The organism is Kingella bonacorsii (genome assembly GCF_016623605.1).
In the GTDB taxonomy this organism is placed as follows: Bacteria; Pseudomonadota; Gammaproteobacteria; order Burkholderiales; family Neisseriaceae; genus Kingella_B; species Kingella_B oralis.
In genome coordinates this window covers 217,350-241,159 of record NZ_JAEHNZ010000002.1, presented here as the reverse complement: position 1 = coordinate 241,159, position 23,810 = coordinate 217,350, and the positions used below count along the sequence as shown (strand labels likewise).

Sequence of the window (23,810 nt, the reverse complement as noted above, 5' to 3'; positions counted from 1 at the left end):
TTTTAATCAGTAATATTCATTAGGCAGCCTGAAAACTATTTGCCTATCAGTTTTTGCCAAAAGCCTTGTTTGGCTGGGGTTTGAGGCGCGGGCGCATCAGCAAGCCGCCCCGTTAGCCAATATTCGCCCTGTATCACATTGCCGATTTGCGGCGTATCGGCAAAGGCTTCGGTAGGGTAAACCGCCGACCACACGCCTCCGTAGGTTGCGATTTCGCAGTAATAAAATGAGCTGTGGGTAACGGCGTTGCGCCGTTTTTCTGCCTTGCGCACGATGCCTGTAAACAAGGCGCGGGCTGCGGGGCGTGCGCCCTCGGGCGCGTTTTCGCTTAGAAACATCCCGCTGGGGATAAATCATTGCGCTGCCCATTTCATTTCCTGCGCTTCTTGGCTGGCGGCAAACGCGGCTTCGCTGGCAAATGATTCTGCCGATTCGGCAAAGGCGCACACCGCGATTTTTTGCGCTGTGCCAACGGTGGTTTGCGGAAACGATGCGATGTCGGGAATATCCACAATAAAGGGATAGTCGCCATCTACGCATTCGCCGTTTTCCGATGCGCTGCCGTTTTGCCACACATGGGCAAAGCCTGTGCCATCGTCAAAACCGTCATCATATTGATTGGCAGCAACATGGCTTACCCACACCGATTGGAGGCAGCCTGAAAAATACGGCTCAGCCGAGAAAAATTTGTTGTCTTGATTGATGCCTATCCACAGCGCCGCGCCGCTGGCATCGCGGTAAACCGCATAATCGCCAATCATTTGCGCGTGTGGCGAAACTTGGTTGATTAGGGCAGATAGTGTTTCTTTGCTGGTGATGCCTGTAAATCCAATGGTGTCGTAATGGCTCATGGTTTTTCCTTGGGTATCGTGTTTGAGGCAGCCTGAAAACCGTTGAGGCAGCCTGAAATAAGGCGGCAGCGCAGCAGCAAGAGGGTGTAGAAATCAACATACTGTATTTTCAAAATTAAACTACGCTACGTTTTGGCAGCAGCGGCGGGGGTTGCACCCGCATCACAGTCTTGGGAAATGTAATTCCTACGGCATCTGCTGCGATGCCGAAAAGGTGGGCGACCAGAACAACAAGATGTCTCGCGTTTGGCAACGCGGCGGGGATTCGAACCCCGAGAACCGATGTAATCTTGTTCGCATTCGCCCGAAAAGGGCGGCGCATTAGGCAACAAGGTTTTGAAGAAATCTATTCATTGCTCTAACCAGCTGAGCTACTCTGCCATTGATGCGGCAGAGACGGGACTTGAACCCGCGACCCATGAGTTATTCACTGTAATTCCTTCGGCATTTGCCTGTTGCGCCATAAGCCGTAAAAGGTGGGCGACTAAATCGGCTGGTTGTTTTTCCTGAGCTATAACGTTTGCACGCCATCGGGATTTGAACCCGAGACCTACGGTTTCAGCCGTTGCTCTACCTGTAAACCAGCCAGCATTCACCCGAAAGGGGCGCACGTTGCAACAAAAGATGAAGAAATAATCGTGCTCTACCTAACTGAGCTACTCTGCCATTGATGCGGCAGAGACGGGACTCGAACCCGCGACCACGAGCGTGATAGGCTGTAATTCCTTCGGCATTTGCATCGTGCTTGCGGGGTATATTGCAAACAACGTTCCAGCGATGCTAAAACAGCGCAAAATAATTTGTAATAACATGAAAACAAAGAGAATATATTTTTGAAACCCGTTTTCAGGCTGCCTGAATAATCCATAAAAACTATCCAACAAGCTAGCTAAATAGCTTATAATCTTGCGCGTAAATTCCTGCACATCCATTTTCAGGCTGCCTATTGCGCAAGAATGAAATAGCGCAATGCCATGCCCACAAAGGCAGCCTGAAAACCCCAAAAAGGACAACCATCATGCCCAAAACCCAAGTTGCCATTTCCTTTCTCGGCACGGTACTAGACAACGGCTTCGGGTCAGCGCGTTGGCAAAAATGGCGACCCAACATCGCTCTGCACCAACACGCTGACATCGGCTTCAACCGCATTGAGCTGTTTTACAACGAAAAATACCGCCCGCTTGCCAAGCGCGTGTGCGACGATATTGGCGCGCTGCGCCCCAACACCCAAGTGAATCTGGTGAACATGGAGCTGGCAAACCCTTGGGATTTCAGCGAAGTCTATACCAAGCTGCACGACTGGGCGGCGTCCTATCCCTTTGATACCGAAGCCGAAAATTATTACACCCACATCACCACGGGCACGCACGTTGCCCAAATTTGCCTGTTTTTGCTGGTGGAAAGCCGCCAAATTCCCAGCGTGCTGCTGCAAACCGCGCCGCCGAAAAACCAAAAACGCAGCATGGAACAAGGCGATGTGGGCGGCTTGGATGTGATAGACCTAGATTTGGCGCGGTATGACGTGTTGGCGGAGCGGCTCGCCGCCGTGCGCGATGATGCGGTGCGCTATTTGAAAAGCGGCATCGCCACGAAAAACCAATCGTTTAACAACATGATTGCCGAGATAGAGCAAGTGGCACTCAATTCGCCGTCGCCCATTTTGTTAAGCGGGGCAACGGGCGCAGGCAAATCCATGCTGGCGCGGCGGATTTACGAGCTGAAAAAAGCCAGACACTTGATTACAGGGCATTTTGTGGATGTGAACTGCGCCACCTTGCGCGGCGATGGCGCGGCATCGGCGTTGTTTGGACACAAAAAAGGCGCGTTTACAGGCGCGGCAGACAAGCGCGATGGTTGGCTGAAAACCGCCGATAAAGGCGTGTTGTTTTTAGACGAAATTGGCGAATTGGGCTTGGATGAGCAAGCTATGTTGCTCAAAGCCATTGAAGAGAAACAGTTTTACCCCGTGGGCAGCGACAGCGAAGTGAAAAGCAATTTTCAGCTCATTGCTGGCACCAACCGCGATTTGCGCCGCGAAGTGCAAGCGGGGCGGTTTCGTGAAGATTTGTTCGCCCGCATCAATATTTGGCATTACACGCTGCCTGCGCTCGCCGATCGCCGCGAAGACATCGCGCCCAATATTGAACACCAGCTTGCCCTTGCCGCGCAGGAGCTTGGTCGCGCCACGCGGTTCAACAAGGAAGCCTACGCGCTGTATTTGGACTTTGCCCTGTCGCGTCAATCGCTGTGGCGCGGCAATTTCCGCGATTTAGCCGCCAGCATCATGCGCTTGGCAACGCTGGCGCCGCAGGGCAGAATTTCCACTGATTTGGTTCGCGCCGAAATCGCCCGTTTGCAGTATTTATGGGTGGAAGACGACGATAACCATACCGCAAAACCCGTTTTCAGGCTGCCTGAAAGCATCCGCCGCGAAGAATGGGATTTGTTTGATTTGCAGCAGCTGGAAAACGTGCTGGCGGTTTGCCACCAAAGCAAAAACATGGCAGAAGCAGGGCGCGCGCTGTTCAACGTATCGCGCAACAGCCGCAGCACGCCCAACGACAGCGACAGGCTGCGGAAATATTTGGCGCGATTTGGTTTAACATGGGCGGATGCGGTGGCGTAAAGCAGAGGCAGCCTGAAACCTTTGCAAAACCCCAGAGGCAGCCTGCGTAGCGAAGCGGAGTTGCGAAGCTAAAAATAAGAAATGCCGTCATTCCCGCGCAGGCGGGAATCTTGGTTGGACTTAAACAACAGATTGTTTTTACAATCATTTATGAATATCAAGCAAGATTCCCGCCTGCGCGGGAATGACGGATGTGATTATTTCTTGTTTTATTTTAGGTTTTGCAAAGGGTTCAGCCTGAAAATCCAAATGCCCATATTGCGACCCAAATTTTACCCTAAAAACACAGCAGCCCATTTTGTTTTGGTAACCCACTTCGTTTGTTTCAGGCTGCCTCGACCATCACGAAAGCCCCACCATGCCACAAATCTATTTCACCTCCGACCTGCATTTCTCGCATAAAAACATCGCCAAATTCTGCCCGCAATTTCGTCCCGCCGCGCCATCGCTGGAAGAGTTAGACGAATACATGATTGCTCGTTGGAACGAAACCGTGCAGCCCGAAGACACCGTGTACAACCTCGGCGACGTATCCTTTGCCCACGACCTGAAAAAAATAGAAGCCATTTTGCGCCGCCTCAACGGGCAGCACCACCTAATCCTCGGCAACCACGACGACCTCATCAGCCGCAACAAAAAACGCTTTTTGAACACGCCCAAAGCCGACGGCCATCCCATGCTGTCCACCATCCGCAGCTACCAAAAAATCAAACTGCCCGAAATCAACAACTCCTTGATTTTGTTTCACTATCCCATTAACGAATGGGACGGCTGCCACAAAGGCTGGTATCACCTATACGGGCATTTGCACGACCGCGTTGCCCAAATGCCGGGGCGCGCGCTCAATGTGGGCTGGGATTTGCACGGGCGCTTCCTCACTGCGCAAGACATCGACGGCTATCTGCGCGCGCTGCCCGCCATCCAACGCTTTGACGACCGCGCCAACACCATCGCAGGCAGCGATGTAAACGATGCCGCCGCGCAAATCCGCGCCAAACTGGCGGAGTTCAACGCATAAGGCAGCCTGAAAACGCTGTTAATCCCGCAACCAATGGTGCGTTGGTGGCTCGCCGACATCCTGTTCACAAGCGCACGCCTGTTTAGTTTCAACACGCCATTGGGCAATCATCTCTCGCTGTTTCATTTTCAGGCTGCCCTTGCGAAATACAAACGGCAGCCTGAAACTCAAAATGGAGCGGCGGCGGCTTGCCGCCAAATGGCTACAAACAGAGCATGACTGGTTTGCCAAAATGTCGGCGAGCCGCCGATGCTCCATCGGTTGCAGGTTTTGCAAAGGTTTCAGCCTGAAAATAACGCCGTCATTCCCGCATAAAAATGGCATTTCTTGATGAATGGCGCATTCAGCAAACCCCCGCCTTAAAAACCAAATAACACCCCCATCGCCCACAAAAAAGGCAGCCTGAAAACGGTATAAACCCATTTTCAGGCTGCCTCAATCATATTCAAACTATCGCGGAGGCCCCGCCATCTCTCTTTCAACCGCCTCTGCTTTTTCCGCCGCCCCCATTTCCGACATCACCACCTTTTCGCCCTCGTTCAAGCCCGATTTCACTTCCGTGTTCATGCTGTCTTTCAAGCCCGTTTGGATTTCCCGGTCCGATGCCTGATTGTTCGCCCCCAGCACCCGCACAAATTTCTTGCCATCCTTGGTTTTAATCGCCACAGTCGGCACCATCAAAACATTATCCGCCGAAGCAATTTCCACCGTGTTTTGCGTGGTCATCCCAATCGCCAGCTTGCCCTCAGGATTAGGCACCGTCGCCCGCGCATAGTAATAAATCGCGTTGGAAGTGGTGTCGGTTGAGCGGCTGTATGAACCTTGCGACATCGTGGTTAAACCGGGGTCAATGCTGTCCAACTTCGCGCTAATCGGCGTATCAGGCTCAGACAAAATCGTAAAATTCACCGTTTGCCCCGCCTTTACCTTGGTTGCATCGCCCTCCGCAATTTGCATTTTGTTGGTCATGCTCGTCAAATCCGCAATCTGCACCACAGTAGGCGAAGTTTGGCTGGCATTGATGGTTTGCCCTTGCTCTACCACCAACGAAACCACCGTGCCCGCAGAAGGCGCAGTAATGCGCGTGTAGCCTAAATCTTTTTCCGCCGTGTTAATCGCAATTTGCGTTTGGCGAATGGATGATTGCAACTCTTTGATTTTTGCGCGATTAGTTGCCAAACTGTCTTCCGTCGCTTCAAATTCTTCTTTGGAAACCGCATCCGCGCTGGCTAGCGATTTATAACGGCTGTATTTGCGCTGCGCAATTTTCAACGCCACCTGCGCCGATTCCAACTGCGCCTGATAAGTTTGCAACTGCGCCTTGCGCGTGTTGACTTCGTTCACTTGGGTAACATCGTCAATTTCCGCAATCAAATCGCCTTCTTTCACCACATCGCCGATTTTAACGTGCATCTTTTTGATTTGCCCCGACACCTGCGCGCCCACGTCCACCAAATTTGTCGCCGCAATCTCGCCCGTAGCTGACACCGTTTGCGCGATTTTGCCGCGTTTCACCTCTTCCGTAATAAAAGTTGCCTCATTTTTGGGCTGCATTTTTTGATAACCATACCAACCCAATCCAGCCAAAATCACCAATGCGGCAACCCATTTAAACACTTTTTTCATCATTTTTTGCGTGTAATGTTAAAGACAGCGCATCATAAAGGATAAACCGCCCAAATCCAAGCAGCCGCGCCCTTGCAGCAACGGCAAACAATTGAAAACAAGGCAAAATCGCTGCACACGTTTACACAAATTTTCAGGCAGCCTGAAAACGCTTTGTAACAAAATTACCAATATAAACAAACAAATATTAACGAGTGTAAAACTTTTGCAAACAAAGCCCTTGCGATAGTTAAGAAAAGCTGGTTTAATTCACGCTTTCGCAACGCAGCGATGCGGGTGATTAGCTCAGTTGGTAGAGCGTCTGCCTTACAAGCAGAATGTCGGCGGTTCGACTCCGTCATCACCCACCAGTTTTTGGCAGGTGCTTTAACGGCAGTTGTCATGCGCGGTGGTAGCTCAGTTGGTTAGAGTACCGGCCTGTCACGCCGGTGGTCGCGGGTTCGAGCCCCGTCCACCGCGCCAAAAATTTCATAAAAAGTTTCATCATGTATCCTTTCGTAAATCCTTTGGTTTGATTTAAACCTGTATAACTCTTTGGTCTCCTTTCCCAAAGAGTTATTTTTTTGCCTATCAGGCAGCCTGAAAACATAATCATCTGTTTTGCAACGAATAAATGGCGATACAACACGCAGCCCAAGGCAGCCTGAAAGCCAAAATCTGCTTTTCCCCGTCTTTCAAAGCACATACAATCCTTTTCTTTTCCATTCTTTGTTTATTTCCATCTCATGACAAACGTCCCTTTTATTGAATTTCAAAACGTTGCCTTTGCCTATGGCGCGCGTCCGATTTTGCAAAACGTGAGTTTTGCGGTGGCGCAAGGGCGGTTTGCCGCGATTATGGGCGGCTCGGGCAGCGGCAAAACCACGCTGATGCGCTTGATTACGGGGCAGCTTCGCCCCAGCACGGGCAAGGTTTTGCTCAACGGGCGCGATTTGGGCGCGTTTTCGGCGCACGAATTAAACGAACACCGCCGCCGCATGGGCGTGTTGTTTCAGCAGGGCGCGTTGTTTACTGATTTGAATGTGTTTGATAATTTGGCGTTTCCGATGCGCGAATTAACAGAGCTGCCTGAAAGCGTGATCCGCGATTTGGTGCTGTTGAAGCTCAATGCAGTGGGCTTGCGCGGCGTGGAAAGTTTGATGCCCGCGGAATTATCGGGCGGCATGGCGCGCCGCGTGGCTTTGGCGCGTACGATTGCGCTAGACCCCGAGCTGATGCTGTTTGACGAGCCGTTCACAGGGCTAGACCCGATTTCGCTGGGCGTGATTGCGCATTTGATTCATCGCGTAACCAAGGCGCTGCGCTCCACCAGCATTATGGTTACGCACGATGTGGGGCATTCGCTGAATTTGGTGGATCAGATTATTTTCTTGGCGCACGGCGAGATTGTGTTTTCAGGCAGCCCTGCCGAGATGGAAAACAGCGATTCGGCTTGGGTGCGGCAGTTTGTGCGCGGCGAGCCGAATGGACCAGTGGCGTTTCGTTATCCCGCGAAAACGAGTTTGCAGCAGGATTTGTGGGCGGCAAAATCGTGAAAAGCACCAACGCATTTTCAGGCTGCCTCAAATGATAAGGCAGCCTGAAAATGGATTTTTGTATTGCATGGAGTTGCATGATGAGCCAATTAAGCAAACTGGCACGGTTTAAAGCATCGGATATAAGCAAAACCCTGCGCCCGATAATTAAAATAGCCTGCATGGCGCATTTTTTGCTGTGTGCGATGGGCTTTATTTTGTTGCAAAAGAATATGTATGGTGCGCTTGCGGCGGTGTTTTTGTTTACGCCTTTGGTTATCGCTATGGGGGCGGTCGCAATGGTGTTAATGAAGTTAGACCACGAAGAGAAAAAGGAATTTTTTGGCTATTTGTTTCCGATTGAAATACCGCGTATGGATTCGGGCAAGCCTTTTGGCGTGAGCGCGATTTATTTGTGGTTTATATTGTGGAACTTGGCGTGTGTGGGCGTGTATTTTGAATTTTTGCCGCTCGCCAGCGCAACGATTGTGGATTATTTGGCAGTGTTTGTTGTATCTTTTTTGCAGCTTTGGGGCGCGGCGGTGGTGTGTTTTCATTTGGTGTATGTGTTTTTTTATCAATCCGATATGTAGCCAGCACGCCAACGCATTTTCAGGCTGCCTCAAATGATAAGGCAGCCTAAAAATGGATTTTAAGAAAGGCAAACCATGCCGATTGCGCTGTATCACGAATGGCAAAGCTATCCCACAATTCTCCATTTCGCCGACCAGTGCGCGTTGATGCGGTGGTTGTGGCAAATTCCGCTTGCCGAAATCCAGCAGCAGCCGGCGCTGTTGCAGCACATCCAAATCTCGCATCAGCATAATGGAGTGTTTGAGCTGGGCGAGGCGGACGCGCCGATGTTTGCCGAATTTGTGGCGTGGGTAAAAGGTCTATTGGTGTATAATCTTGATTTTTCACAATATACTGACAGTTTGGGTGTGCGTTTTGCCATCGCGGGCTGATTAAGCCGTTTCAGGCTGCCTTATATTGAAAGGAGTACCACCATGAACGTATTGAAACACCACATCCAAAACGAAGACCGCGAGCTGGAATGGGCGCTGAACTACAACGCGCCCAATGCGGGCACGCCGGCGTGGTTTTTGTATCCCATTACGCTGTTTAAAACCGCAGTGCGCCTGCCCAATGCGGCGTTTGCGCTGGCGGTTGTGTTGAGCTTGTCGCTGTTTACCTGGCAGCCGTGGATAAGCCTGATTTTAACCGCCGCGTTCGGCGGCTTGTGGTATGTGTCGTATCAAGACGAGATGGGCACCAGCGTGTCGTTGGATTTGTATGACAACGAGTGCTACATTGAAAACGGGCGCGACGCGGAAACGATTGCGCTCAAAGGCTGCAAATTTGTCGTGCACAGCGCGGGTAAGGGCGCGGAACTGGTGATAAAAAACCGCGAGGGCGAGCGCGCCGTTTTGCGCCTGCACAGCGCCGACGAGGGCGAAATCAACATCATGAAACGCTTGGCAAAATACATTGAGCACTGTATCGCCACGCCCGCCGAGTATCCCGTCGATTCGGGCAACACCATCATCTTGAACGAGCCTTCCTTCCAGCCCAATGGGCAGCCTGAAAACGCCGCCGCCGACCCGTTTAACGAGCCTGTGTTTGGTAATGCCGAAGGCAACGAAAATCACGAAAACGCCCCAGCCGCCAACCCCTTTGCCTACGGGCGGCAACCCGCCGAGCAAGACGACGAACCGTTGGAATTTAAATAAGGCAGCCTGAAAATGCCGTTTTGACGGAGCCCGAGCCGATGCCCCCAAGAGTAATTTTCCTGCAAGCGTGCAACGAAGTTGCCGCGCAATTAGATGGCTTTCGCGTGTTGCAAAAAGGGCAAACGCTGAAAAAGCATTCGCCCGATAAAAGCATAGAATGCCAAATCCACTTCCAAGCCAATCGGCGCAATTTTGCCTGCGACATCACCACCCAAGTGCATTTCAGCCTTCATTCCAAAGCGTTGCAAAAATGGCAAGCCGCGCACGGCAGCCCGCACGTTTCAGGCTGCCTCTTGCAGGGCGAATTGAGCGCGTTTACCCCGCGCCAAGCCCATCGCGATTTCGGCTGGCAACTGGCAGGCGCGAGCTTGCCGCACAGCGTGCGTCAAATCGTGAGCGAATTGCAGCAATACGCGCTGCCGATTTTTGAATTGTTTTGCCAACCCGATGCGGCGTTAAACTTCTTGCAGCAACACGGCACGCGCTTTAACGGCAGCCTGAAAAACGATAATCTGCGCCTGTCGGACTACATTTTATGCTTTGGCACGCCCGCGCAAGCCGCCCGCTTTTGGCAGCAATATGCCGCCGATAATCCCAAATCCGCCAAACGCCTTATCGCGCTCTACCAGACTTTAGAAAACCAAATCCCTCCCAATCCGCAAGACGACTCGTTTGCCGGTGCAGACGAATTAAAATTCGCCTTTGCGCAAGGCGTGCGCATCCCCGCATGGTCTGCCCCAAAGGCAGCCTGAAACCGTTGTTTCAACACAATCCGAACCCGCTATGAACATCATCCAATCCACAGGCGCAAAAACCCTAGCCTTTATTCAAGCACTGGGCGCAAACGCCTTATTCCTGCTCCAAATCCTGCTGCTGTTGCCACAAACCCTGCTGCGCGCGCGGCTCACCATCCGCCAAATGTATTTTTCGGGCGTGTTATCCGTGTTGATTATTGCCGTGTCGGGGCTGTTTGTGGGCATGGTGATTGGCTTGCAGGGCTACACGCAGCTGGCAAAATTCAAATCGGCGGATGTGCTGGGCTTTATGGTGGCGGCTTCGTTGCTGCGCGAGCTTGGGCCTGTGCTGGCGGCGATTTTGTTTGCCAGCAGCGCAGGCGGCGCAATGACCAGCGAAATCGGTTTAATGAAAACCACCGAGCAGCTTGAAGCGATGGATGTGATGGCGGTAAACCCCGTTGCCCGCGTGGTTGCGCCGCGCTTTTGGGCAGGCGTGGTTTCCATGCCGCTGCTGGCGTGTATTTTCAACGTGGCGGGGATTTACGGCGGCTATTTGGTGGGCGTGCAATGGCTGGGGCTGGACACGGGCGTGTTTTGGTCCAATATGCAAAACAATATCGACTGGTCGTATGACGTGTTTAACGGCTTAACCAAATCGCTGATTTTCGGCTCGGCGGTGGCGCTGATTGCCGTGTATCAAGGCTTTCATTGCACGCCCACAGCGGAAGGCATTCTGCGCGCCAGCACGCGCACGGTGGTGTCGTCTGCGCTGACTGTGTTGGCGTTAGATTTTATTTTGACCGCGTTTATGTTTACCTAAGGCAGCCTGAAAATGAACAATATCCCCCTACGGCGCGGTGCTGGCGATTTGGATTTGGTGCGCGGTTTGCAGCCAGCCCATGTTCGGTTTTATGATGTTTTTCCCTGCTGCGATGGCGCTGCTTTGGTGGGCTATCAAGGCGATATGGGCGATTAGGCAGCCTGAAAACTGGCGGCGGCATAAAATCATCGGCGCAGCGTGGCTGATTGGGCTGGCGGCGTGTTTTGCCATCAACGCTTATTATGTTTACGCCGCCGAACAAGATATGCGCCAAGTCGTCGCCGATATAGAACGCTACCGCGCGCAACATGGCAAATACCCCGACCAGCTCGCCGATACGGGCACGCAAGTCAAACAAGATATGCAACACGCGCGCTATGGCAAAATTAAAGACACCAACCAAGTTTATTTGGTTTACAAAGTGCCTTACATCATATTTGATTACTACCGCTATGATTTCCAAACCAAACAATGGGAACAAACAGACTAATTAAGGCAGCCTGAAAACGCCTTTCCCGCCTCGCCCCATCCAATCAAACACAACCGCAGCCTAATTTTCAGGCTGCCTTAGCAAAGGACACATCATGAAAAAAGCCATCCTAGAATTTTGGGTCGGACTGTTCGTCCTGCTCGGTTTCGCCGCGCTGGGCATCCTCGCCTTTCGCGTTGCCAACGGCGGCGACAGCTTCGGCGCGCCATCCGCCACCTACACCGTGTACGCCCAGTTTGACGACATCGGCAGCCTGAAAGTGCAAGCACCGATAAAATCCGCCGGCGTGCTGGTGGGGCGCGTGAGCGACATCCAGCTAGACCCGCAAACTTTCCAAGCCAAAGTGAGCATGCAAATTGAGCAAAAATACGCATACAGCGTGGATGCCAACGCCGCTATTTTGACTTCGGGCTTGCTCGGCGAGCAATACATCGGCTTAACCCAAGGCGGCGAAGAAGAAAAACTGAAAAACGGCGACACCCTTTCTTTAACCACCTCCGCGCTGGTGTTGGAAAACCTGATTGGCAAATTCGTCAGCAATTTTATGAACAAAGACAGCCAAAGCACGCCCGCCGAGCCCAATACAAAATAAAGCGCAAAAGGGCAGCCTGAAAACGCACGGGCGCATCCTGTTTTACAATCCCACACGTTGCCACGCCGCCTCACAATCCGCTAAACTGCCAGCCCCCGATAAACGGGCAAACCAAAATACAGAGAGAACACAACATGAAAAAACCGTCCATCCTCGCCGCCCTTGCCATCAGCGCGTTAAGCATCAACCTTGCCTTCGCCGCGCCGCAAGACGCGTCCAATCAAATCAAAGAAAACTCCGTGCAAATGCTCAAAATTTTGCAGCAGGCCAACGGCAAAAACGACGTTGCCGTGCGCAAACAAGCCGAAAACTACGCCCTGCCTTATTTTGACTTCGCGCTGATGACCCGCCTGTCCGTGGGCGCGCCGTGGAACAAAGCCACTGCCGCGCAAAAACAAACGCTGGTCAACGAGTTCCGCACCATGCTGATTCGCACCTACTCGCGTCAAATGCTGAACTACAAAAACGCGCAGGTAACCGTGAAAAACGCCGTTGCCAAGCCCAGCAGCCTGTTGCCCAGCAAAGAGCAAATTGACGTACGCGCCACCATCACCAACCCCGGGCAGCAGCCGGTGGAAGCCGTGTTCAGCACCTATCAAGACGGCAACAAATACAAAGTGTTCAACGTGGTGTTTGAAGGCGCGTTTGCCCTTGTGCAAAGCCAAAAACAGCAATTCAAACCCATTTTAGACAGCAAAGGCATAGACGGCTTAATCGCCGATTTAAAAGCCAAAAACGGCAGCAAATAATGCAAAGCGAAATCCGCGACAATATCGTGTATGTGGCAGGCGAAGTGAGCGTGCAAACGGTAAACCAAGCCGCGCTTGCCCAGTTTACGCAGCAATGTAGGCAGCCTGAAATCCACGCCGTCGATTTAAGCCAAATCACCCGCGCCGATTCCGCTTGCTTATCGCTGCTGCTCACCGCCTTACGCCAACGCGAACAAGGCAGCCTGAAAATACACAATCTGCCCCCCAGCGTGCGCGATTTGGCGCAACTTTACGAGATAGAAGAATGGATAACCGCCTGAAAATGGGGCTTACTTGCCTGCTGCTCGCCATCAGTTTCCACAGCCACGCAGAAGGCACGCCCGACCCCTACGAACGCTACAACCGCGCGATGTTTAAATTTAACGACAAAGCCGACCAATATGTGTTCACGCCCGTGGCACGCGGCTATCGCAAAGTAACACCCAAGCCCGTGCGCACCGCCGTGGGCAATTTTTTCAACAATCTGCGCGATGTAAAAAGCATGGGCAACAACATCTTGCGCGGACACATCGGCAAAGCAGGCGGCGATTTTATGCGCGTGGCGGTTAACACCACCTTTGGCATCGGCGGCTTAATTGACATCGCCAGCGCAGCCAATATGCCCAACCACAAAACCACGTTTGGCGACACGCTGGCTTCTTGGGGCTGGAAAAACAGCAATTATTTTGTGATGCCGCTGTTTGGGTCGAGCACCGTGCGCGACACCGTGGGCGAGGGTGTGAGCATGGCTTATTCGCCGCAGGGCGCAATCATCCATGACCGTACTGCCAATTATTCGCTCACAGGGTTAAACGCGGGAGATGGGCGCGAAAAATTGCTGGACACTACCGACACGCTCAACGAAATGGCGTTGGACAAATACGTTGCCACCCGCGATGCCTACATGGCGTTGCGTAACAAACAGCTGGGCAGCGCCGCCATCCAACCCGAAGACGGCTTAACCGACCCCGAAGCCGCTTCCGCGCCCGCAAGCGGCGAGCCGAAAATCGCCCTGCCCGCAGCCCAAAGGCAGCCTGAAAATCCAACCACCCCCGCGCAGGAGTAAGCATTATGTATGAAGTGAACCGCAGCGTATTCATCGTTATCCCCAACGAACCTTTTTGGTATTGGCTCAACAGCCTGCCCGACAGCGATTTGTCCGGCATCACGCTCGAAGACTTGCAAGACGATGCCAATTCCTATCTGGTGGATGCCTGCGAAAACGCCGACGCGCTGTGGGAGGAAATCGAAAACCGCGTGGAAGAAATTTTTGCCGCCGAGCTGTGCGATTGGTGCGAAGACGAAAGTCTGTGGCCCGATTTGCACCCCGACATCTTCCGCGAATGGTTTGACATCGAGCTATCCAGCATCGTAACCGATTTGAGCAGCGAGCCTTTGCAACGCGAAACGTTCGGCGCGATTGAGTTTGATTGACGGGCGAGATGGCAGAGGCAGCCTGCGTAGCGAAGCGGAGTTGCGAAGCTAAAACGAGCGAAGCTAAATAGTTTTCAGGCTGCCTCAATGATGTAAGCCAAGATACGGCGGATAGTTTATCCGCCTGTTTCATGCGTCGCGCGCAAGGCGGGATTGAAGCCGTGTTACGTTATTCAAGGCAGCCTGAAACCTTTGGCAAACCCACAACCGATGGAGCGTCGGCGGCTCACCGACATTTTGCCAACCAGTAAAGTTCTGTTGAACACGCTATTTGGCGACGAGCCTTCGCCGCTCCATTCTTAGATTTCAGGCTGCCTATCTGCCCCTCCACTCCCAAAACCCAAAATGCCCTACACCCAAGAAATCCTGAACTACCACCTAGACGGCTACGCCCATGTCAACAACGCCCGCTATCTTGAATTTTTAGAAGCCGCGCGTTGGCATTATTTCAAGCAACGGATGCCGTTGGGCAGCCTGCAACAAGCCCAGCTGGTTGTCGCCCGCATGGACATCCGCTATCGCCGCGCCGCCAAACTCGGCGACATTCTGCACATCCACAGCCAGCTTACCCAAGCCCAATCGCGCCAATTTGTCGTTGAACAGCGCATCCTGTTTGCCGACAGCGAGCAGCTTTGCGTGCAGGCCGAAGTAACGCTGATGCCCACCGACAGCCAAGGGCGCGTTTTCAGGCTGCCTGAACCGCTGCTCGCCGCCTTTCAACAACTCACCTCGTTATCATGAAAAAAACCCTCGCCGCGCTTGCCGCCATCGCCATCATTGCCCTTGCCGCGTTCACATTATTGAGCGCGCCCGCCAACCCCGCGCCCGACTTCCGGCTTGCCAATCTGCACAACCAAGCCGTGAGCAACCAAAACCTGCAAGGCAAAGTAACCCTGATTAACTTTTGGTTTCCCACCTGCCCCGGCTGCGTGAGCGAAATGCCCAAGCTCATCCGCATGGCGCGCGACTATCAGGGCAAAGAGTTCCAAATTCTCGGCATCGCCGAGCCCACGTCCAACCCCGCCGACAGCTTGGACGGGGTGAAAAACTATGTTGCCAAACAAGGCATTCCGTTTGAAGTGATGTTTGATGGCGACAAAGCCGTTGCCAAAAAATTCCTGAAAACCGAGCTTTACCCCACCAGCGTGTTGCTTAACAAAAAGGGCGAAGTGCTGAAAACCTTTGTGGGCGAGCCTGATTTTGCCGCGCTGTATCGCGTGGTGGATGACGAAATGGCGAAATAGGGCAGGGCATACGTTTTCAGGCTGCCTATTGTCTTGCGGGCGCAGTATAGGCAGCCTGAAAACCAAAATGGAACGGTGACGGCTCGTTGCCAAGCGGCAGGCTTTGCGGGCGGGCAAGATGATGTCGGCGGGTCGCCGACGCTCCATCGGTTGTAGGCTTGGCAAAGGTTTCAGCCTGAAAATCCAGCCAACCGCAAGGGCGCATCACGCGCCCTTTTTTCATGCCCGCTTTGCCTTTTGCTTTGAACTTTCCTAAAATATGCAACTTTTAGCGGCAGCCTGAAACCAGTTCAGCGCAGCCAACATAACAAAATCACATTAAAGGACCCCACCATGACCGACCTCTCCCTCTGGCAAACCGCTAGCCTGCCCAACACCGTGGACCACGTGCTTGAACGCTACCACGCCACGCACCGCCGCCAGCTTGCCGATGCCGCGCAGCTTGCCGCCAAAGTCGCCGCCCGCCACGAAACCTTCCCCAGCGGCTTGGTGGATTTAATCCAAGCCATTGAAGCGGAACTAAGCAGCCACATGATGAAAGAAGAGCGCATGCTGTTCCCGATGATAAAAAACGGCATGGGGCGCAACGCGGGCATGCCCATCCGCGTGATGATGATGGAACACGAAGAACACGAAGCCGCGCTGGCACAGTTGCTGGCGACCACGGATAACTTTACCGCGCCCGCCGATGCGTGCAGCAGTTGGCAACAGCTTTACGCCGATTTGAAAACCTTTGCCGACGATTTGAACGACCATATTGAGCTGGAAAACACCATTTTGTTCCCCCGCGCATTGAATGAGTAAACCGCGATAGAAAGGCAGCCTGAAAACAGTAGTTGGTGTTTTCAGGCTGCCTTTTGTTTATTAGTAGGTCGGGCATTTATGCCCAACAAACAATGATTTATTTATCTTAAAATACGCCACAACTAAAACGTCGGGCATAAATGCCCGACCTACTTAGGTTTTGCAAAGGTTTCAGTCTAATGCCCATGCTTCTCCGCCTGCCCCTGCCCCTGCTCATTCGCATCGGCAGGCAAATCTTTCGGGTAAAACAAATTCATCGGCTGCGCGCGAATCTGCTGCCATGCGCATTGGAAAATACCCAGCCAGCTATCAATCTTGGCTTCGCGCGAGCGCAGCGCTACCCATAGGGTGAGCATAAAGCTCACAATCAAATTCACCACGCCAATCAGCAGCACAAAAACCACGCTTTGAATAAACACCCACAGCCCCTCATGCCCCGCCACCGCCGCATAGCCGATGTTGGCAGACGAAAAGGCAACGTGGCGAATATCCAGCGGCAGCCCCAGCGCGTGCCCCACAAAGCCCGTCATGCCCAGCAGCATCCCGAAACACACGTTCCCCATCAGGCTGCCGTAGTTGGCGTGGAGATAATCGGCGACTTTGCCGCGCAGCTTTTCGGGCAGCAAACGTTTGAGCACGGGGTGTTGGCGCAGGCGCATCCGCAGGTTGAGGTAATCGCAGCGGTTGTCCAAAAAGCCCGAAATAATGCCCGAGCAAAACAGCCACAAGCCTGCAATGGCGGCGTACCAAAGCGTTGCGCCCCAAGGGTTTACTGAATGGATTTGGTAGGCGACTTCGGCTTCGGTGAGTATCGGCACGCCTTGTGTGAAGCGGTAAACCAGCGCAATCAGCATGGCAAGCGTGAGGGCAACGACCACATTGCCCGCCACAGCGGCGACTTGCGAGCGCACCACGTCAATCAGCAGCTGCGCGAGTTTTTGATTGACCGCGTGCCCTGATTCGCTGCGTTCCACGGCGGCGGCAAAGCGCGAGGCGGTCATGGCGGGCTGTTTGGTGGCAACGGTGAAGTGCAAGATAAATATCAGCGCGAAGCCCAAGCCGTAGTTCAGCCCTGCGGCAACGCCGTAGGCAAACGGGTTGGTGATGTGCCGCCCCACATACACAATTTTGAACAACGCCATCAGCGCAATCAACACGCCACCGCCCGCTGCGGAGCGCACCATGCCCATGTATTCTTTTTTGCTGCGCGTGATGTAGTGTTCGCCGTGGTCGCTGGTGTTTTGTGTGATGCTGCGGGCGAGCATGCCCACGCTGCGTTTCCACAGGCGCGACACGCTTTGCTGCTCGGCGGTGGCGCAGGCGAGGATGCCTGTTAAATGCAATAGGTTGGCGAGCTTGGGTTTTTCGTCTGCAAACGTGGTCAGCAGCAGTACGATGCGGTTAAATGTTTGGTCTAGCCGTTCCAGCAGATGCGCCACGTCCATAGACGCGCCCGCGCCCGCGCCCGAGCCGGTGCCGAGTTTGCGCAGTTTTTCTACTTTGTCGCGGCATTGTTGCAGCATCACTTGCAAATGGCTGTCGTCAAAGGCTTGGTGTTGAACGTGCGCCGCTAGCCAAGCGTGGGTTTCGCGCTTGAAGGCGACAAATGCCGAATCGCGGTCTAACAGCTTGGGGTCTAGCCGCACCAAATCGGGTTCCAGCGCTTCGGCGGCAATCCAAATCGACAGCATTTCAATGGCGTGAAAGCCCTCCCAGCGCACATAGCGGCGCAGCGTGTCTAGCTGGTGGGCGGGCGTTTTTTGCCAAATCAGGTGGAATAATTGCAGCCATGTTTGCTCGGGCACTTCGCGCAGCCAGCGGGCATCGCGCTCGTTTACCAGCAGCAGGGCGAACACATCGCGCAAGTCGTTGGGGTCTTTGTAGGCAGGGTTGAAATGTTCATACAGCCGCGCGATGAGTTCGTCGCGAAAGCCTTTGCGCGAGAAAATCCCCGCGCTAATCAGCAGGGGATAAAGCCGCAAGCTGCCCAGCCATTTTGCCAGCAGCTCGGCGGTTTTGGCGCACAGCTCGGGGTCTTGCTGCAAGGTGGTGATAAGCAGATGGATGCGCTCTTGGGCGCGCTTGCCTTTGCGCTGGCGCAGCCAAATCGCCAAGCCTTGCAGCAGGTTGAACGCATTGTGTCGGGCGACCTGCTCGGCGAGAAATTCGGATAGGGTGTGGTCTTTGGGGGCAATCATAAGTATTCCGTGCGGCAGCCTGAAAACGGGACGGTAGGTTTTCAGGCTGCCGTTAATGTGTGTTTTTGTAAAGATGCGGATTATAGCACTTGGGCATTTTCAGGCTGCCTTAGCTTATGTTTGCAACGCAACACACTCGGTGCAGCCCGCGTAAATCATTAACAAAGCTTTACTGTCTACGTTTATAATAACCGTTTAATTCACACAGCCACACACCAAACAAAAAGGATAAGGAAAACCGCACATGACAATCGTAGAATGGACCCCCGATTTAAACACAGGCATCCCCGATATTGATGAGCAGCATAAACAAATGCTGCATCATATCAACGACTTCTATGAAGCGGCGAACGCCAAAGACAAAGACCGCATGTCAATCGTATTGTTTGACCTGATTAACAGCACCCTTGCGCACTTCCAATACGAAGAAGCGCTGATGGAACAAGCCAAATACCCCCTGCTGGAACCCCATCGCCGCGTGCACAAAAACTTCATTGACAAACTGATGAATTTGCATGAAAAACTGCAAACCATGGAAACCACCGACGACATCGCCGTGCTGCTGATTGACAGCCTAGATGGCTGGCTGTTCCGCCACATCCGCATCAACGACAAAGGCTACACCAACAGCGTAAACGAATCAGGCGTGTACCAAGCCATGCACGAAAACCTTGTCGCCGCCCGCGCCGCGCAAATGCAAGAGTATGGCGAAGTCGCCGAACCAGAACCTCAACCCAAACCTGCGCCACAGCCCGTGCAGCCCAAGCCCGCCCCGCGCCCCGCGCCACAAGCGCAAGCCGCCCCCACGCAGCCCAAAGCAGAACCCAAACCCGCGCCCGCGCCGCAAAACAACCCCACCCCCCAGCCCGCCACCCAACCACAAAACAAAGAACCCGAAGACGACGAACCAAGAGGCTGGGCAAGCGGCAACTGGAAATTCTAAAAATTCTAACCCCCGCTAACAAAAAAAGGACACAACCATGGCATACGTTTACTGGACGCACGACCTTGAAACAGGCTTCCCCGACATCGACGAACAACACCGCCATCTCGTCGAATGCCTAGACCAACTGTATGCCGACCAAGAAAAGGGCGACCGCGAAGAAGTGGGCAAAGTGCTGGAAGAGCTGATTTTCTACACCGCCGACCACTTCGCCTACGAAGAGCGCATGCTGGAAGAAGCGCACTACCGCTTGGTTGAGCAACACAAAAAAGTGCATCTAAATTTTGTAAACAAAGTGTTGGAATTTCAAAAACGCTTTGACGCAGGCGAAGACGTTGCCCAAGATATGTTGCAACTATTGGAAGGCTGGCTGTTCCGCCATATTCGCATCAACGATATGGGCTTTGTGGAAGACGTGAAAAAAGCCCAAGCCAACGCCGCCCATAAGGCAGCCTGAAAACGCCGTTTCAGCAAAATTAAAACGATTTACGCATCACCAAGAAAGAAGCAAACCATGCAAGCACAATGCCAATGCGGCTGCGTAACCCTTGAAGTCAGCCACAACCACCAAGTCCACGCCTGCCATTGCGGCAAATGCCGCCAACGCGCGGGCGGCGCATCGTTTGTATTAACCGCCGAGGGCAAACCGCATATCAGCGGCAGCGAACACATTGGCAGCTATCGCTCATCCGACTGGGCGGAGCGCACCTTTTGCAAACAATGTGGCACGCAGCTTTATTTCCACCTGTTGCCCGAAAGCGGCATGGACGAAGCATGGTATGTGAACGCAGGCTTGTTCGCCGACAACGCCGATTTCGCCCTGACACTGCAAATGTTTACCGATTGCCAAGCGCCGTATTACCACTTGGCAGACGACACCGTTAAGCTCACGGAGCAGCAGTTTTTAGAAATGGTGGGCGCAGCCGCATAAGGCAGCCTGAAAACGCAAACCCCAAGGAACGTTACCCAACGTTCCTTTTTTATTGCATCGCATCGGACAAACAATAAGGCAGCCTGAAAACACGGTTTACCCATTTTCAGGCTGCCTCAGCACCAATCATCCATCCCCCAAATACACCATCAGCTTCCCGCTTTAAATAACTTTACAAAAAACCATCGCAAACAAGAATGACTATCAAAAACATATTGAAAATATGGAACTTTTACAAACATTCTCCTCGTTTACAACTTCTAAACAACATCAAAATTCGTTAAAATGCCCGCCTATTTTAAATTGCGGAATATTAAGGTCTCGCTATGTTAGCCAACTATTTCCCCATACTCATTTTCGCCATCATCGGCATCGTGGCAGGCATCGTATTTATCGGGCTGGGCACGCTGCTCGGGCCCAAACGCCACTATGCCGAAAAAGACGCGCCCTTTGAATGCGGTTTTGAAGCCTTTGAAAACGCGCGTATGAAGTTTGACGTGCGCTATTACCTTGTCGCCATTTTGTTTATTTTGTTTGATTTGGAAGTCGCCTTTATGGTGCCGTGGGCAGTGGTTTATAAAGACCTGATGCACAGCACGGGCGCATACGCATTTTGGTCGATGCTGGTGTTCATCGTGGTGCTCACGGTGGGCTTTGTTTACGAATGGAAAAAAGGTGCGCTGGAATGGGAATAGAAGGTGTTTTGAATAAAGGCTTTGTAACCGCCAGCGCGGATACGGTGTTGAACTATGTACGCACAGGCTCGCTGTGGCCGGTAACCTTCGGGCTGGCGTGCTGCGCCGTGGAAATGATGCACGCCGGTATGGCGCGCTACGACCTTGACCGTTTCGGCATTATCTTCCGCCCGTCGCCCCGTCAGGCCGATTTGATGATTGTGGCCGGCACGCTTACCAACAAAATGGCGCCCGCCCTGCGCCGCGTGTACGACCAAATGGCCGAGCCGCGCTGGGTGCTGTCGATGGGTTCGTGCGCCAACGGCGGTGGCTACTACCACTATTCCTATTCCGTGGTGCGCGGCGCAGACCGCGTTGTGCCCGTTGATGTTTATGTGCCTGGTTGCCCGCCAACAGCAGAAGCCTTGTTATACGGCTTAATCCAGCTGCAAGGCAAAATCAAACGCACCTACACCATCGCCCGCGCATAAGGAGCGAAAATGCACGTTACCGATTTACAGGCTGCCTGCGCGACCCTGTTGGGCGACAAAGCCAGCAACATCATCTTGGCATACGGCGAAATAACCCTTGAATGCCAGCCTGAAAACTATCTTTCCCTGATGCAAACCCTGCGCGACCACGACGACTTGCACTTTGAGCAATTGGTGGATTTGTGCGGCGTGGATTACAGCACCTATAAAAACGAAACCTGGCAAGGCAAACGCTTTGCCGCCGTGAGCCAACTGCTTTCCATTAAAAACAATCAACGCATCCGCGTGCGCGTGTGGGCGGATGATGACGATATGCCCATCGTGCCCTCTGTGGTATCGCTGTATAACAGCGCCGATTGGTATGAGCGCGAAGCGTTTGATATGTATGGCATTATTTTTAACGAGCACCCCGATTTGCGCCGTATTTTGACCGACTATGGCTTTGTGGGGCATCCCTTCCGCAAAGATTTCCCTGTGTCGGGCTATGTGGAAATGCGCTACGACGAAGCTGAAAAACGCGTTATTTACCAGCCTGTAACCATAGAGCCGCGTGAAATTACCCCGCGCGTTGTTCGTGAGGAGACCTACGGTGGCTAAATTAAGAAACTACACCATCAACTTCGGGCCGCAACACCCCGCCGCCCACGGCGTACTCCGCATGATTTTGGAGTTGGAGGGCGAAACCATCGTCCGCGCCGACCCCCACATCGGCTTGCTGCACCGCGGCACGGAAAAGCTCGCTGAAAGCAAAACCTATCTGCAAGCCCTGCCGTATATGGACAGGCTGGACTACGTTTCCATGATGTGCAATGAGCAAGCCTATTGCTTGGCGATTGAAAAACTGCTGGGCTTGGAAGTGCCGATTCGCGCCAAATACATCCGCACCATGTTTGCCGAAGTAACGCGTATTTTGAACCACTTGATGGGCGTGGGTTCGCACGCGCTGGATATTGGCGCGATGACGGCGATTTTGTATGCGTTCCGCGACCGCGAAGAATTGATGGATTTATACGAAGCCGTATCAGGCGCGCGCATGCATGCCGCGTATTTCCGCGTGGGCGGCGTGTACCGCGATTTGCCCGACTTTATGCCCAAGTACGAAGCCAGCAAATACCGCAGCGCAAAAGTGTTGAAGGAACTCAATGCTTCGCGCGAAGGCAGTATGCTGGATTTTATTGATGCATTTTGCGAACGTTTCCCCAAAAACATAGACACGCTGGAAACGCTGCTTACCGACAACCGCATTTGGAAACAGCGCACCGTGGGCATTGGCGTGGTGTCGCCTGAACGCGCCTTGCAAAAAGGCTTTACCGGCGTGATGCTGCGCGGCTCGGGTGTGGAATGGGATGTGCGCAAAAAACAACCCTATGAAATGTATCACGAAATGGATTTTGATATTCCCGTGGGCGTGAACGGCGATTGCTACGATCGTTATCTCTGCCGCATGGCGGAAATGCGCCAATCGGTTCGCATCATCAAGCAATGCGCCGACTGGTTGCGCGCCAATCCTAATCTGCCCGTGATTACCGATAACCACAAAGTCGCGCCGCCCAAGCGAACTGAAATGAAAATGGGCATGGAAGACTTAATCCACCATTTCAAATTGTTCACCGAGGGCATGCACGTTCCCGAGGGCGAAACCTACACCGCGATTGAACACCCCAAAGGCGAATTTGGCGTGTACATCATTTCAGATGGCGCAAACAAGCCCTACCGCCTGAAAATCCGCGCCCCCGGTTTTGCCCACTTGCAAGGCATGGACGAAATGGCGCGCGGGCATATGCTTGCCGACGTGGTCGCCATTATCGGCACGCAAGACATCGTATTCGGAGAGGTAGATAGATAATGCTGTCCGCACAATCGCTAAAAGAAATTGACATTGAACTGGCAAAATACCCTGCCGACCAGCGCCGCAGCGCGATTATGAGCGCGTTGCGCATCGCCCAAGTGGAAAAAGGCTATCTTGCGCCCGAAACCATTGAATTTGTGGCGAAATACATCGGCATCGCGCCCGTTGCCGCCTACGAAGTCGCCACGTTTTACAATATGTATGACTTGCAGCCTGTGGGCAAATATAAGCTCACCGTGTGCACCAATTTGCCCTGCGCCTTGCGCGGCGGCGTGGACGCGGGCGAGTATTTGAAAGAGAAGCTGGGCATTGACTACGGCGAAACCACGGCAGATGGCAAATTTACGCTGGTGGAGGGCGAGTGCATGGGCGCGTGCGGCGATGCGCCTGTGATGCTGGTGAACAATCACAGCATGTGCAGCTTTATGGATGCGGATGCGATTGAAAAGAAATTGGCGGAGCTGGAATAAGCGGTTTCAGGCTGCCTAA

Annotated in this window: 32 protein-coding genes and 3 tRNA genes; 28 read left to right on the top strand and 7 right to left on the bottom strand. The window is 53.1% G+C overall.

Annotation, left to right across the window (positions count from 1 at the left end; all coding sequences use genetic code 11):
• Positions 1–35: 35 nt before the first annotated feature.
• The 4 genes from JDW22_RS06065 to JDW22_RS06050 form a co-directional block, all read right to left on the bottom strand.
• A complete protein-coding gene (locus JDW22_RS06065; protein WP_200522321.1) occupies positions 36–338 on the bottom strand; it encodes a hypothetical protein in 303 nt (100 codons plus the stop codon).
• A gap of 15 nt (positions 339–353) precedes the next feature.
• Positions 354–851 carry a hypothetical protein gene (locus JDW22_RS06060; protein ID WP_200522320.1) on the bottom strand — a complete coding sequence of 166 codons (498 nt, stop codon included), beginning with the start codon at positions 849–851 and terminating at the stop codon, positions 354–356.
• Positions 852–1,372: 521 nt separating this feature from the next.
• A tRNA-OTHER gene (locus tag JDW22_RS06055) sits at positions 1,373–1,516 on the bottom strand.
• Positions 1,508–1,783: a hypothetical protein gene (locus tag JDW22_RS06050; protein ID WP_200522319.1), complete on the bottom strand. Its 276-nt coding sequence runs from the start codon at positions 1,781–1,783 to the stop codon at positions 1,508–1,510. The genes JDW22_RS06055 and JDW22_RS06050 overlap by 9 nt, the downstream gene beginning before the upstream one ends.
• An 86-nt stretch (positions 1,784–1,869) precedes the next feature.
• Between JDW22_RS06050 and rtcR the strand changes: the two genes are divergently transcribed.
• The 3 genes from rtcR to JDW22_RS06035 all read left to right on the top strand — a co-directional run bounded on the left by rtcR (position 1,870) and on the right by JDW22_RS06035 (position 4,714).
• Complete coding sequence (gene rtcR, locus JDW22_RS06045) at positions 1,870–3,477, top strand: RNA repair transcriptional activator RtcR (RefSeq protein WP_200522318.1); 1,608 nt, start codon at positions 1,870–1,872, stop codon at positions 3,475–3,477.
• Positions 3,478–3,835: 358 nt separating this feature from the next.
• Positions 3,836–4,495, top strand: a complete 660-nt coding sequence (locus JDW22_RS06040; RefSeq protein ID WP_003798799.1) for a metallophosphoesterase — start codon at positions 3,836–3,838, stop codon at positions 4,493–4,495.
• 33 nt (positions 4,496–4,528) lie between these two features.
• A complete protein-coding gene (locus JDW22_RS06035; RefSeq protein WP_155803243.1) occupies positions 4,529–4,714 on the top strand; it encodes a hypothetical protein in 186 nt (61 codons plus the stop codon).
• A gap of 231 nt (positions 4,715–4,945) precedes the next feature.
• On the opposite strand, the gene JDW22_RS06030 is transcribed toward JDW22_RS06035, so the two are convergent.
• Positions 4,946–6,124, bottom strand: a complete 1,179-nt coding sequence (locus tag JDW22_RS06030) for an efflux RND transporter periplasmic adaptor subunit (RefSeq protein ID WP_200522317.1) — start codon at positions 6,122–6,124, stop codon at positions 4,946–4,948.
• A gap of 271 nt (positions 6,125–6,395) precedes the next feature.
• On the opposite strand from JDW22_RS06030, the gene JDW22_RS06025 reads away from it, so the two are divergent.
• The 16 genes from JDW22_RS06025 to JDW22_RS05950 all read left to right on the top strand — a co-directional run bounded on the left by JDW22_RS06025 (position 6,396) and on the right by JDW22_RS05950 (position 15,431).
• Positions 6,396–6,471, top strand: a tRNA-Val gene (locus tag JDW22_RS06025).
• A gap of 35 nt (positions 6,472–6,506) precedes the next feature.
• Positions 6,507–6,583: transfer RNA gene (locus tag JDW22_RS06020), tRNA-Asp, on the top strand.
• A gap of 263 nt (positions 6,584–6,846) precedes the next feature.
• Positions 6,847–7,656, top strand: a complete 810-nt coding sequence (locus tag JDW22_RS06015; protein WP_200522316.1) for an ABC transporter ATP-binding protein — start codon at positions 6,847–6,849, stop codon at positions 7,654–7,656.
• A 50-nt stretch (positions 7,657–7,706) separates the two neighbouring features.
• Entirely contained in the window at positions 7,707–8,228 is a 522-nt protein-coding gene (locus JDW22_RS06010) for a hypothetical protein (protein ID WP_200522315.1), read from the top strand.
• Between the two features lie 75 nt (positions 8,229–8,303).
• Positions 8,304–8,600: a hypothetical protein gene (locus JDW22_RS06005; RefSeq protein WP_200522314.1), complete on the top strand. Its 297-nt coding sequence runs from the start codon at positions 8,304–8,306 to the stop codon at positions 8,598–8,600.
• Between the two features lie 42 nt (positions 8,601–8,642).
• A complete protein-coding gene (locus JDW22_RS06000) occupies positions 8,643–9,365 on the top strand; it encodes a hypothetical protein (protein WP_200522313.1) in 723 nt (240 codons plus the stop codon).
• Positions 9,366–9,403: 38 nt separating this feature from the next.
• Positions 9,404–10,117, top strand: a complete 714-nt coding sequence (locus JDW22_RS05995) for a hypothetical protein (RefSeq protein ID WP_200522312.1) — start codon at positions 9,404–9,406, stop codon at positions 10,115–10,117.
• A gap of 31 nt (positions 10,118–10,148) precedes the next feature.
• Positions 10,149–10,922: a lipid asymmetry maintenance ABC transporter permease subunit MlaE gene (gene mlaE / locus JDW22_RS05990; RefSeq protein ID WP_200522311.1), complete on the top strand. Its 774-nt coding sequence runs from the start codon at positions 10,149–10,151 to the stop codon at positions 10,920–10,922.
• Between the two features lie 79 nt (positions 10,923–11,001).
• On the top strand, positions 11,002–11,412 hold the full coding sequence (locus tag JDW22_RS05985; protein ID WP_200522310.1) for a hypothetical protein: 411 nt from the start codon (positions 11,002–11,004) through the stop codon (positions 11,410–11,412).
• A 94-nt stretch (positions 11,413–11,506) separates the two neighbouring features.
• Entirely contained in the window at positions 11,507–12,004 is a 498-nt protein-coding gene (mlaD, locus tag JDW22_RS05980) for an outer membrane lipid asymmetry maintenance protein MlaD (RefSeq protein WP_200522309.1), read from the top strand.
• A 134-nt stretch (positions 12,005–12,138) separates the two neighbouring features.
• Positions 12,139–12,753, top strand: coding sequence for an MlaC/ttg2D family ABC transporter substrate-binding protein (locus JDW22_RS05975; protein ID WP_200522308.1), 615 nt, complete (start codon positions 12,139–12,141; stop codon positions 12,751–12,753).
• Positions 12,753–13,034: an STAS domain-containing protein gene (locus JDW22_RS05970; protein WP_200522307.1), complete on the top strand. Its 282-nt coding sequence runs from the start codon at positions 12,753–12,755 to the stop codon at positions 13,032–13,034. Before JDW22_RS05975 ends, JDW22_RS05970 begins: the two co-directional genes overlap by 1 nt.
• Positions 13,019–13,819, top strand: a complete 801-nt coding sequence (locus JDW22_RS05965) for an MlaA family lipoprotein (RefSeq protein ID WP_200522306.1) — start codon at positions 13,019–13,021, stop codon at positions 13,817–13,819. The genes JDW22_RS05970 and JDW22_RS05965 overlap by 16 nt, the downstream gene beginning before the upstream one ends.
• 5 nt (positions 13,820–13,824) lie before the next feature.
• Positions 13,825–14,187, top strand: a complete 363-nt coding sequence (locus tag JDW22_RS05960) for a VacJ (protein WP_200522305.1) — start codon at positions 13,825–13,827, stop codon at positions 14,185–14,187.
• 345 nt (positions 14,188–14,532) lie between these two features.
• Entirely contained in the window at positions 14,533–14,928 is a 396-nt protein-coding gene (locus JDW22_RS05955; protein ID WP_200522304.1) for an acyl-CoA thioesterase, read from the top strand.
• Positions 14,925–15,431, top strand: a complete 507-nt coding sequence (locus JDW22_RS05950) for a TlpA family protein disulfide reductase (RefSeq protein ID WP_200522303.1) — start codon at positions 14,925–14,927, stop codon at positions 15,429–15,431. The genes JDW22_RS05955 and JDW22_RS05950 overlap by 4 nt, the downstream gene beginning before the upstream one ends.
• A 25-nt stretch (positions 15,432–15,456) precedes the next feature.
• On the opposite strand, the gene JDW22_RS05945 is transcribed toward JDW22_RS05950, so the two are convergent.
• A complete protein-coding gene (locus JDW22_RS05945; protein ID WP_200522302.1) occupies positions 15,457–15,654 on the bottom strand; it encodes a hypothetical protein in 198 nt (65 codons plus the stop codon).
• A 110-nt stretch (positions 15,655–15,764) separates the two neighbouring features.
• Between JDW22_RS05945 and JDW22_RS05940 the strand changes: the two genes are divergently transcribed.
• Positions 15,765–16,235 (top strand): hemerythrin domain-containing protein, encoded by a 471-nt coding sequence (locus JDW22_RS05940; RefSeq protein WP_200522301.1) that lies wholly within the window; start codon positions 15,765–15,767, stop codon positions 16,233–16,235.
• A gap of 176 nt (positions 16,236–16,411) precedes the next feature.
• On the opposite strand, the gene JDW22_RS05935 is transcribed toward JDW22_RS05940, so the two are convergent.
• A complete protein-coding gene (locus JDW22_RS05935; protein WP_200522300.1) occupies positions 16,412–18,433 on the bottom strand; it encodes a site-specific recombinase in 2,022 nt (673 codons plus the stop codon).
• Positions 18,434–18,677: 244 nt separating this feature from the next.
• Here JDW22_RS05935 and JDW22_RS05930 point away from each other — a divergent pair, with 244 nt between their 5' ends.
• From JDW22_RS05930 to nuoE, 8 genes are all read left to right on the top strand, one after another.
• Positions 18,678–19,376, top strand: a complete 699-nt coding sequence (locus tag JDW22_RS05930) for a bacteriohemerythrin (RefSeq protein WP_200522299.1) — start codon at positions 18,678–18,680, stop codon at positions 19,374–19,376.
• Between the two features lie 37 nt (positions 19,377–19,413).
• Positions 19,414–19,833 (top strand): bacteriohemerythrin, encoded by a 420-nt coding sequence (locus tag JDW22_RS05925; RefSeq protein ID WP_200522298.1) that lies wholly within the window; start codon positions 19,414–19,416, stop codon positions 19,831–19,833.
• Positions 19,834–19,890: 57 nt separating this feature from the next.
• Positions 19,891–20,307: a GFA family protein gene (locus JDW22_RS05920; protein ID WP_200522297.1), complete on the top strand. Its 417-nt coding sequence runs from the start codon at positions 19,891–19,893 to the stop codon at positions 20,305–20,307.
• 326 nt (positions 20,308–20,633) lie between these two features.
• Entirely contained in the window at positions 20,634–21,002 is a 369-nt protein-coding gene (locus tag JDW22_RS05915; RefSeq protein WP_200522296.1) for an NADH-quinone oxidoreductase subunit A, read from the top strand.
• Positions 20,993–21,472: a NuoB/complex I 20 kDa subunit family protein gene (locus tag JDW22_RS05910; RefSeq protein WP_003798841.1), complete on the top strand. Its 480-nt coding sequence runs from the start codon at positions 20,993–20,995 to the stop codon at positions 21,470–21,472. The genes JDW22_RS05915 and JDW22_RS05910 overlap by 10 nt, the downstream gene beginning before the upstream one ends.
• A gap of 9 nt (positions 21,473–21,481) precedes the next feature.
• Positions 21,482–22,069: an NADH-quinone oxidoreductase subunit C gene (locus JDW22_RS05905; protein WP_200522295.1), complete on the top strand. Its 588-nt coding sequence runs from the start codon at positions 21,482–21,484 to the stop codon at positions 22,067–22,069.
• Positions 22,062–23,318 (top strand): NADH dehydrogenase (quinone) subunit D, encoded by a 1,257-nt coding sequence (nuoD, locus tag JDW22_RS05900; protein ID WP_200522294.1) that lies wholly within the window; start codon positions 22,062–22,064, stop codon positions 23,316–23,318. Before JDW22_RS05905 ends, nuoD begins: the two co-directional genes overlap by 8 nt.
• Positions 23,318–23,791 carry an NADH-quinone oxidoreductase subunit NuoE gene (gene nuoE / locus JDW22_RS05895; RefSeq protein WP_003798846.1) on the top strand — a complete coding sequence of 158 codons (474 nt, stop codon included), beginning with the start codon at positions 23,318–23,320 and terminating at the stop codon, positions 23,789–23,791. Before nuoD ends, nuoE begins: the two co-directional genes overlap by 1 nt.
• Positions 23,792–23,810 lie beyond the last annotated feature (19 nt).

Bases quoted from the DNA above. Each gene is read 5' to 3' on its own strand.
- mlaE (WP_200522311.1), top strand. From the start codon at position 10,149: ATGAACATCATCCAATCCACAGGCGCAAAAACCCTAGCCTTTATTCAA.
- JDW22_RS05940 (WP_200522301.1), top strand. From the start codon at position 15,765: ATGACCGACCTCTCCCTCTGGCAAACCGCTAGCCTGCCCAACACCGTG.
- JDW22_RS05995 (WP_200522312.1), top strand. From the start codon at position 9,404: ATGCCCCCAAGAGTAATTTTCCTGCAAGCGTGCAACGAAGTTGCCGCG.
- JDW22_RS05985 (WP_200522310.1), top strand. From the start codon at position 11,002: ATGTTCGGTTTTATGATGTTTTTCCCTGCTGCGATGGCGCTGCTTTGG.
- JDW22_RS06015 (WP_200522316.1), top strand. From the start codon at position 6,847: ATGACAAACGTCCCTTTTATTGAATTTCAAAACGTTGCCTTTGCCTAT.
- JDW22_RS05910 (WP_003798841.1), top strand. From the start codon at position 20,993: ATGGGAATAGAAGGTGTTTTGAATAAAGGCTTTGTAACCGCCAGCGCG.
- JDW22_RS05935 (WP_200522300.1), bottom strand. From the start codon at position 18,433: ATGATTGCCCCCAAAGACCACACCCTATCCGAATTTCTCGCCGAGCAG.
- rtcR (WP_200522318.1), top strand. From the start codon at position 1,870: ATGCCCAAAACCCAAGTTGCCATTTCCTTTCTCGGCACGGTACTAGAC.
- JDW22_RS06010 (WP_200522315.1), top strand. From the start codon at position 7,707: ATGGATTTTTGTATTGCATGGAGTTGCATGATGAGCCAATTAAGCAAA.
- JDW22_RS05945 (WP_200522302.1), bottom strand. From the start codon at position 15,654: ATGAAAAAAGGGCGCGTGATGCGCCCTTGCGGTTGGCTGGATTTTCAG.
- JDW22_RS05955 (WP_200522304.1), top strand. From the start codon at position 14,533: ATGCCCTACACCCAAGAAATCCTGAACTACCACCTAGACGGCTACGCC.
- JDW22_RS06030 (WP_200522317.1), bottom strand. From the start codon at position 6,124: ATGATGAAAAAAGTGTTTAAATGGGTTGCCGCATTGGTGATTTTGGCT.
- JDW22_RS05915 (WP_200522296.1), top strand. From the start codon at position 20,634: ATGTTAGCCAACTATTTCCCCATACTCATTTTCGCCATCATCGGCATC.
- JDW22_RS06065 (WP_200522321.1), bottom strand. From the start codon at position 338: ATGTTTCTAAGCGAAAACGCGCCCGAGGGCGCACGCCCCGCAGCCCGC.
- JDW22_RS05925 (WP_200522298.1), top strand. From the start codon at position 19,414: ATGGCATACGTTTACTGGACGCACGACCTTGAAACAGGCTTCCCCGAC.
- JDW22_RS06050 (WP_200522319.1), bottom strand. From the start codon at position 1,783: ATGGATGTGCAGGAATTTACGCGCAAGATTATAAGCTATTTAGCTAGC.
- JDW22_RS06005 (WP_200522314.1), top strand. From the start codon at position 8,304: ATGCCGATTGCGCTGTATCACGAATGGCAAAGCTATCCCACAATTCTC.
- JDW22_RS05905 (WP_200522295.1), top strand. From the start codon at position 21,482: ATGCACGTTACCGATTTACAGGCTGCCTGCGCGACCCTGTTGGGCGAC.
- JDW22_RS05975 (WP_200522308.1), top strand. From the start codon at position 12,139: ATGAAAAAACCGTCCATCCTCGCCGCCCTTGCCATCAGCGCGTTAAGC.
- JDW22_RS05950 (WP_200522303.1), top strand. From the start codon at position 14,925: ATGAAAAAAACCCTCGCCGCGCTTGCCGCCATCGCCATCATTGCCCTT.
- JDW22_RS05965 (WP_200522306.1), top strand. From the start codon at position 13,019: ATGGATAACCGCCTGAAAATGGGGCTTACTTGCCTGCTGCTCGCCATC.
- JDW22_RS05960 (WP_200522305.1), top strand. From the start codon at position 13,825: ATGTATGAAGTGAACCGCAGCGTATTCATCGTTATCCCCAACGAACCT.
- JDW22_RS06040 (WP_003798799.1), top strand. From the start codon at position 3,836: ATGCCACAAATCTATTTCACCTCCGACCTGCATTTCTCGCATAAAAAC.
- mlaD (WP_200522309.1), top strand. From the start codon at position 11,507: ATGAAAAAAGCCATCCTAGAATTTTGGGTCGGACTGTTCGTCCTGCTC.
- JDW22_RS05970 (WP_200522307.1), top strand. From the start codon at position 12,753: ATGCAAAGCGAAATCCGCGACAATATCGTGTATGTGGCAGGCGAAGTG.
- JDW22_RS05920 (WP_200522297.1), top strand. From the start codon at position 19,891: ATGCAAGCACAATGCCAATGCGGCTGCGTAACCCTTGAAGTCAGCCAC.
- JDW22_RS05930 (WP_200522299.1), top strand. From the start codon at position 18,678: ATGACAATCGTAGAATGGACCCCCGATTTAAACACAGGCATCCCCGAT.
- nuoE (WP_003798846.1), top strand. From the start codon at position 23,318: ATGCTGTCCGCACAATCGCTAAAAGAAATTGACATTGAACTGGCAAAA.
- JDW22_RS06000 (WP_200522313.1), top strand. From the start codon at position 8,643: ATGAACGTATTGAAACACCACATCCAAAACGAAGACCGCGAGCTGGAA.
- JDW22_RS06060 (WP_200522320.1), bottom strand. From the start codon at position 851: ATGAGCCATTACGACACCATTGGATTTACAGGCATCACCAGCAAAGAA.
- JDW22_RS06035 (WP_155803243.1), top strand. From the start codon at position 4,529: ATGGTGCGTTGGTGGCTCGCCGACATCCTGTTCACAAGCGCACGCCTG.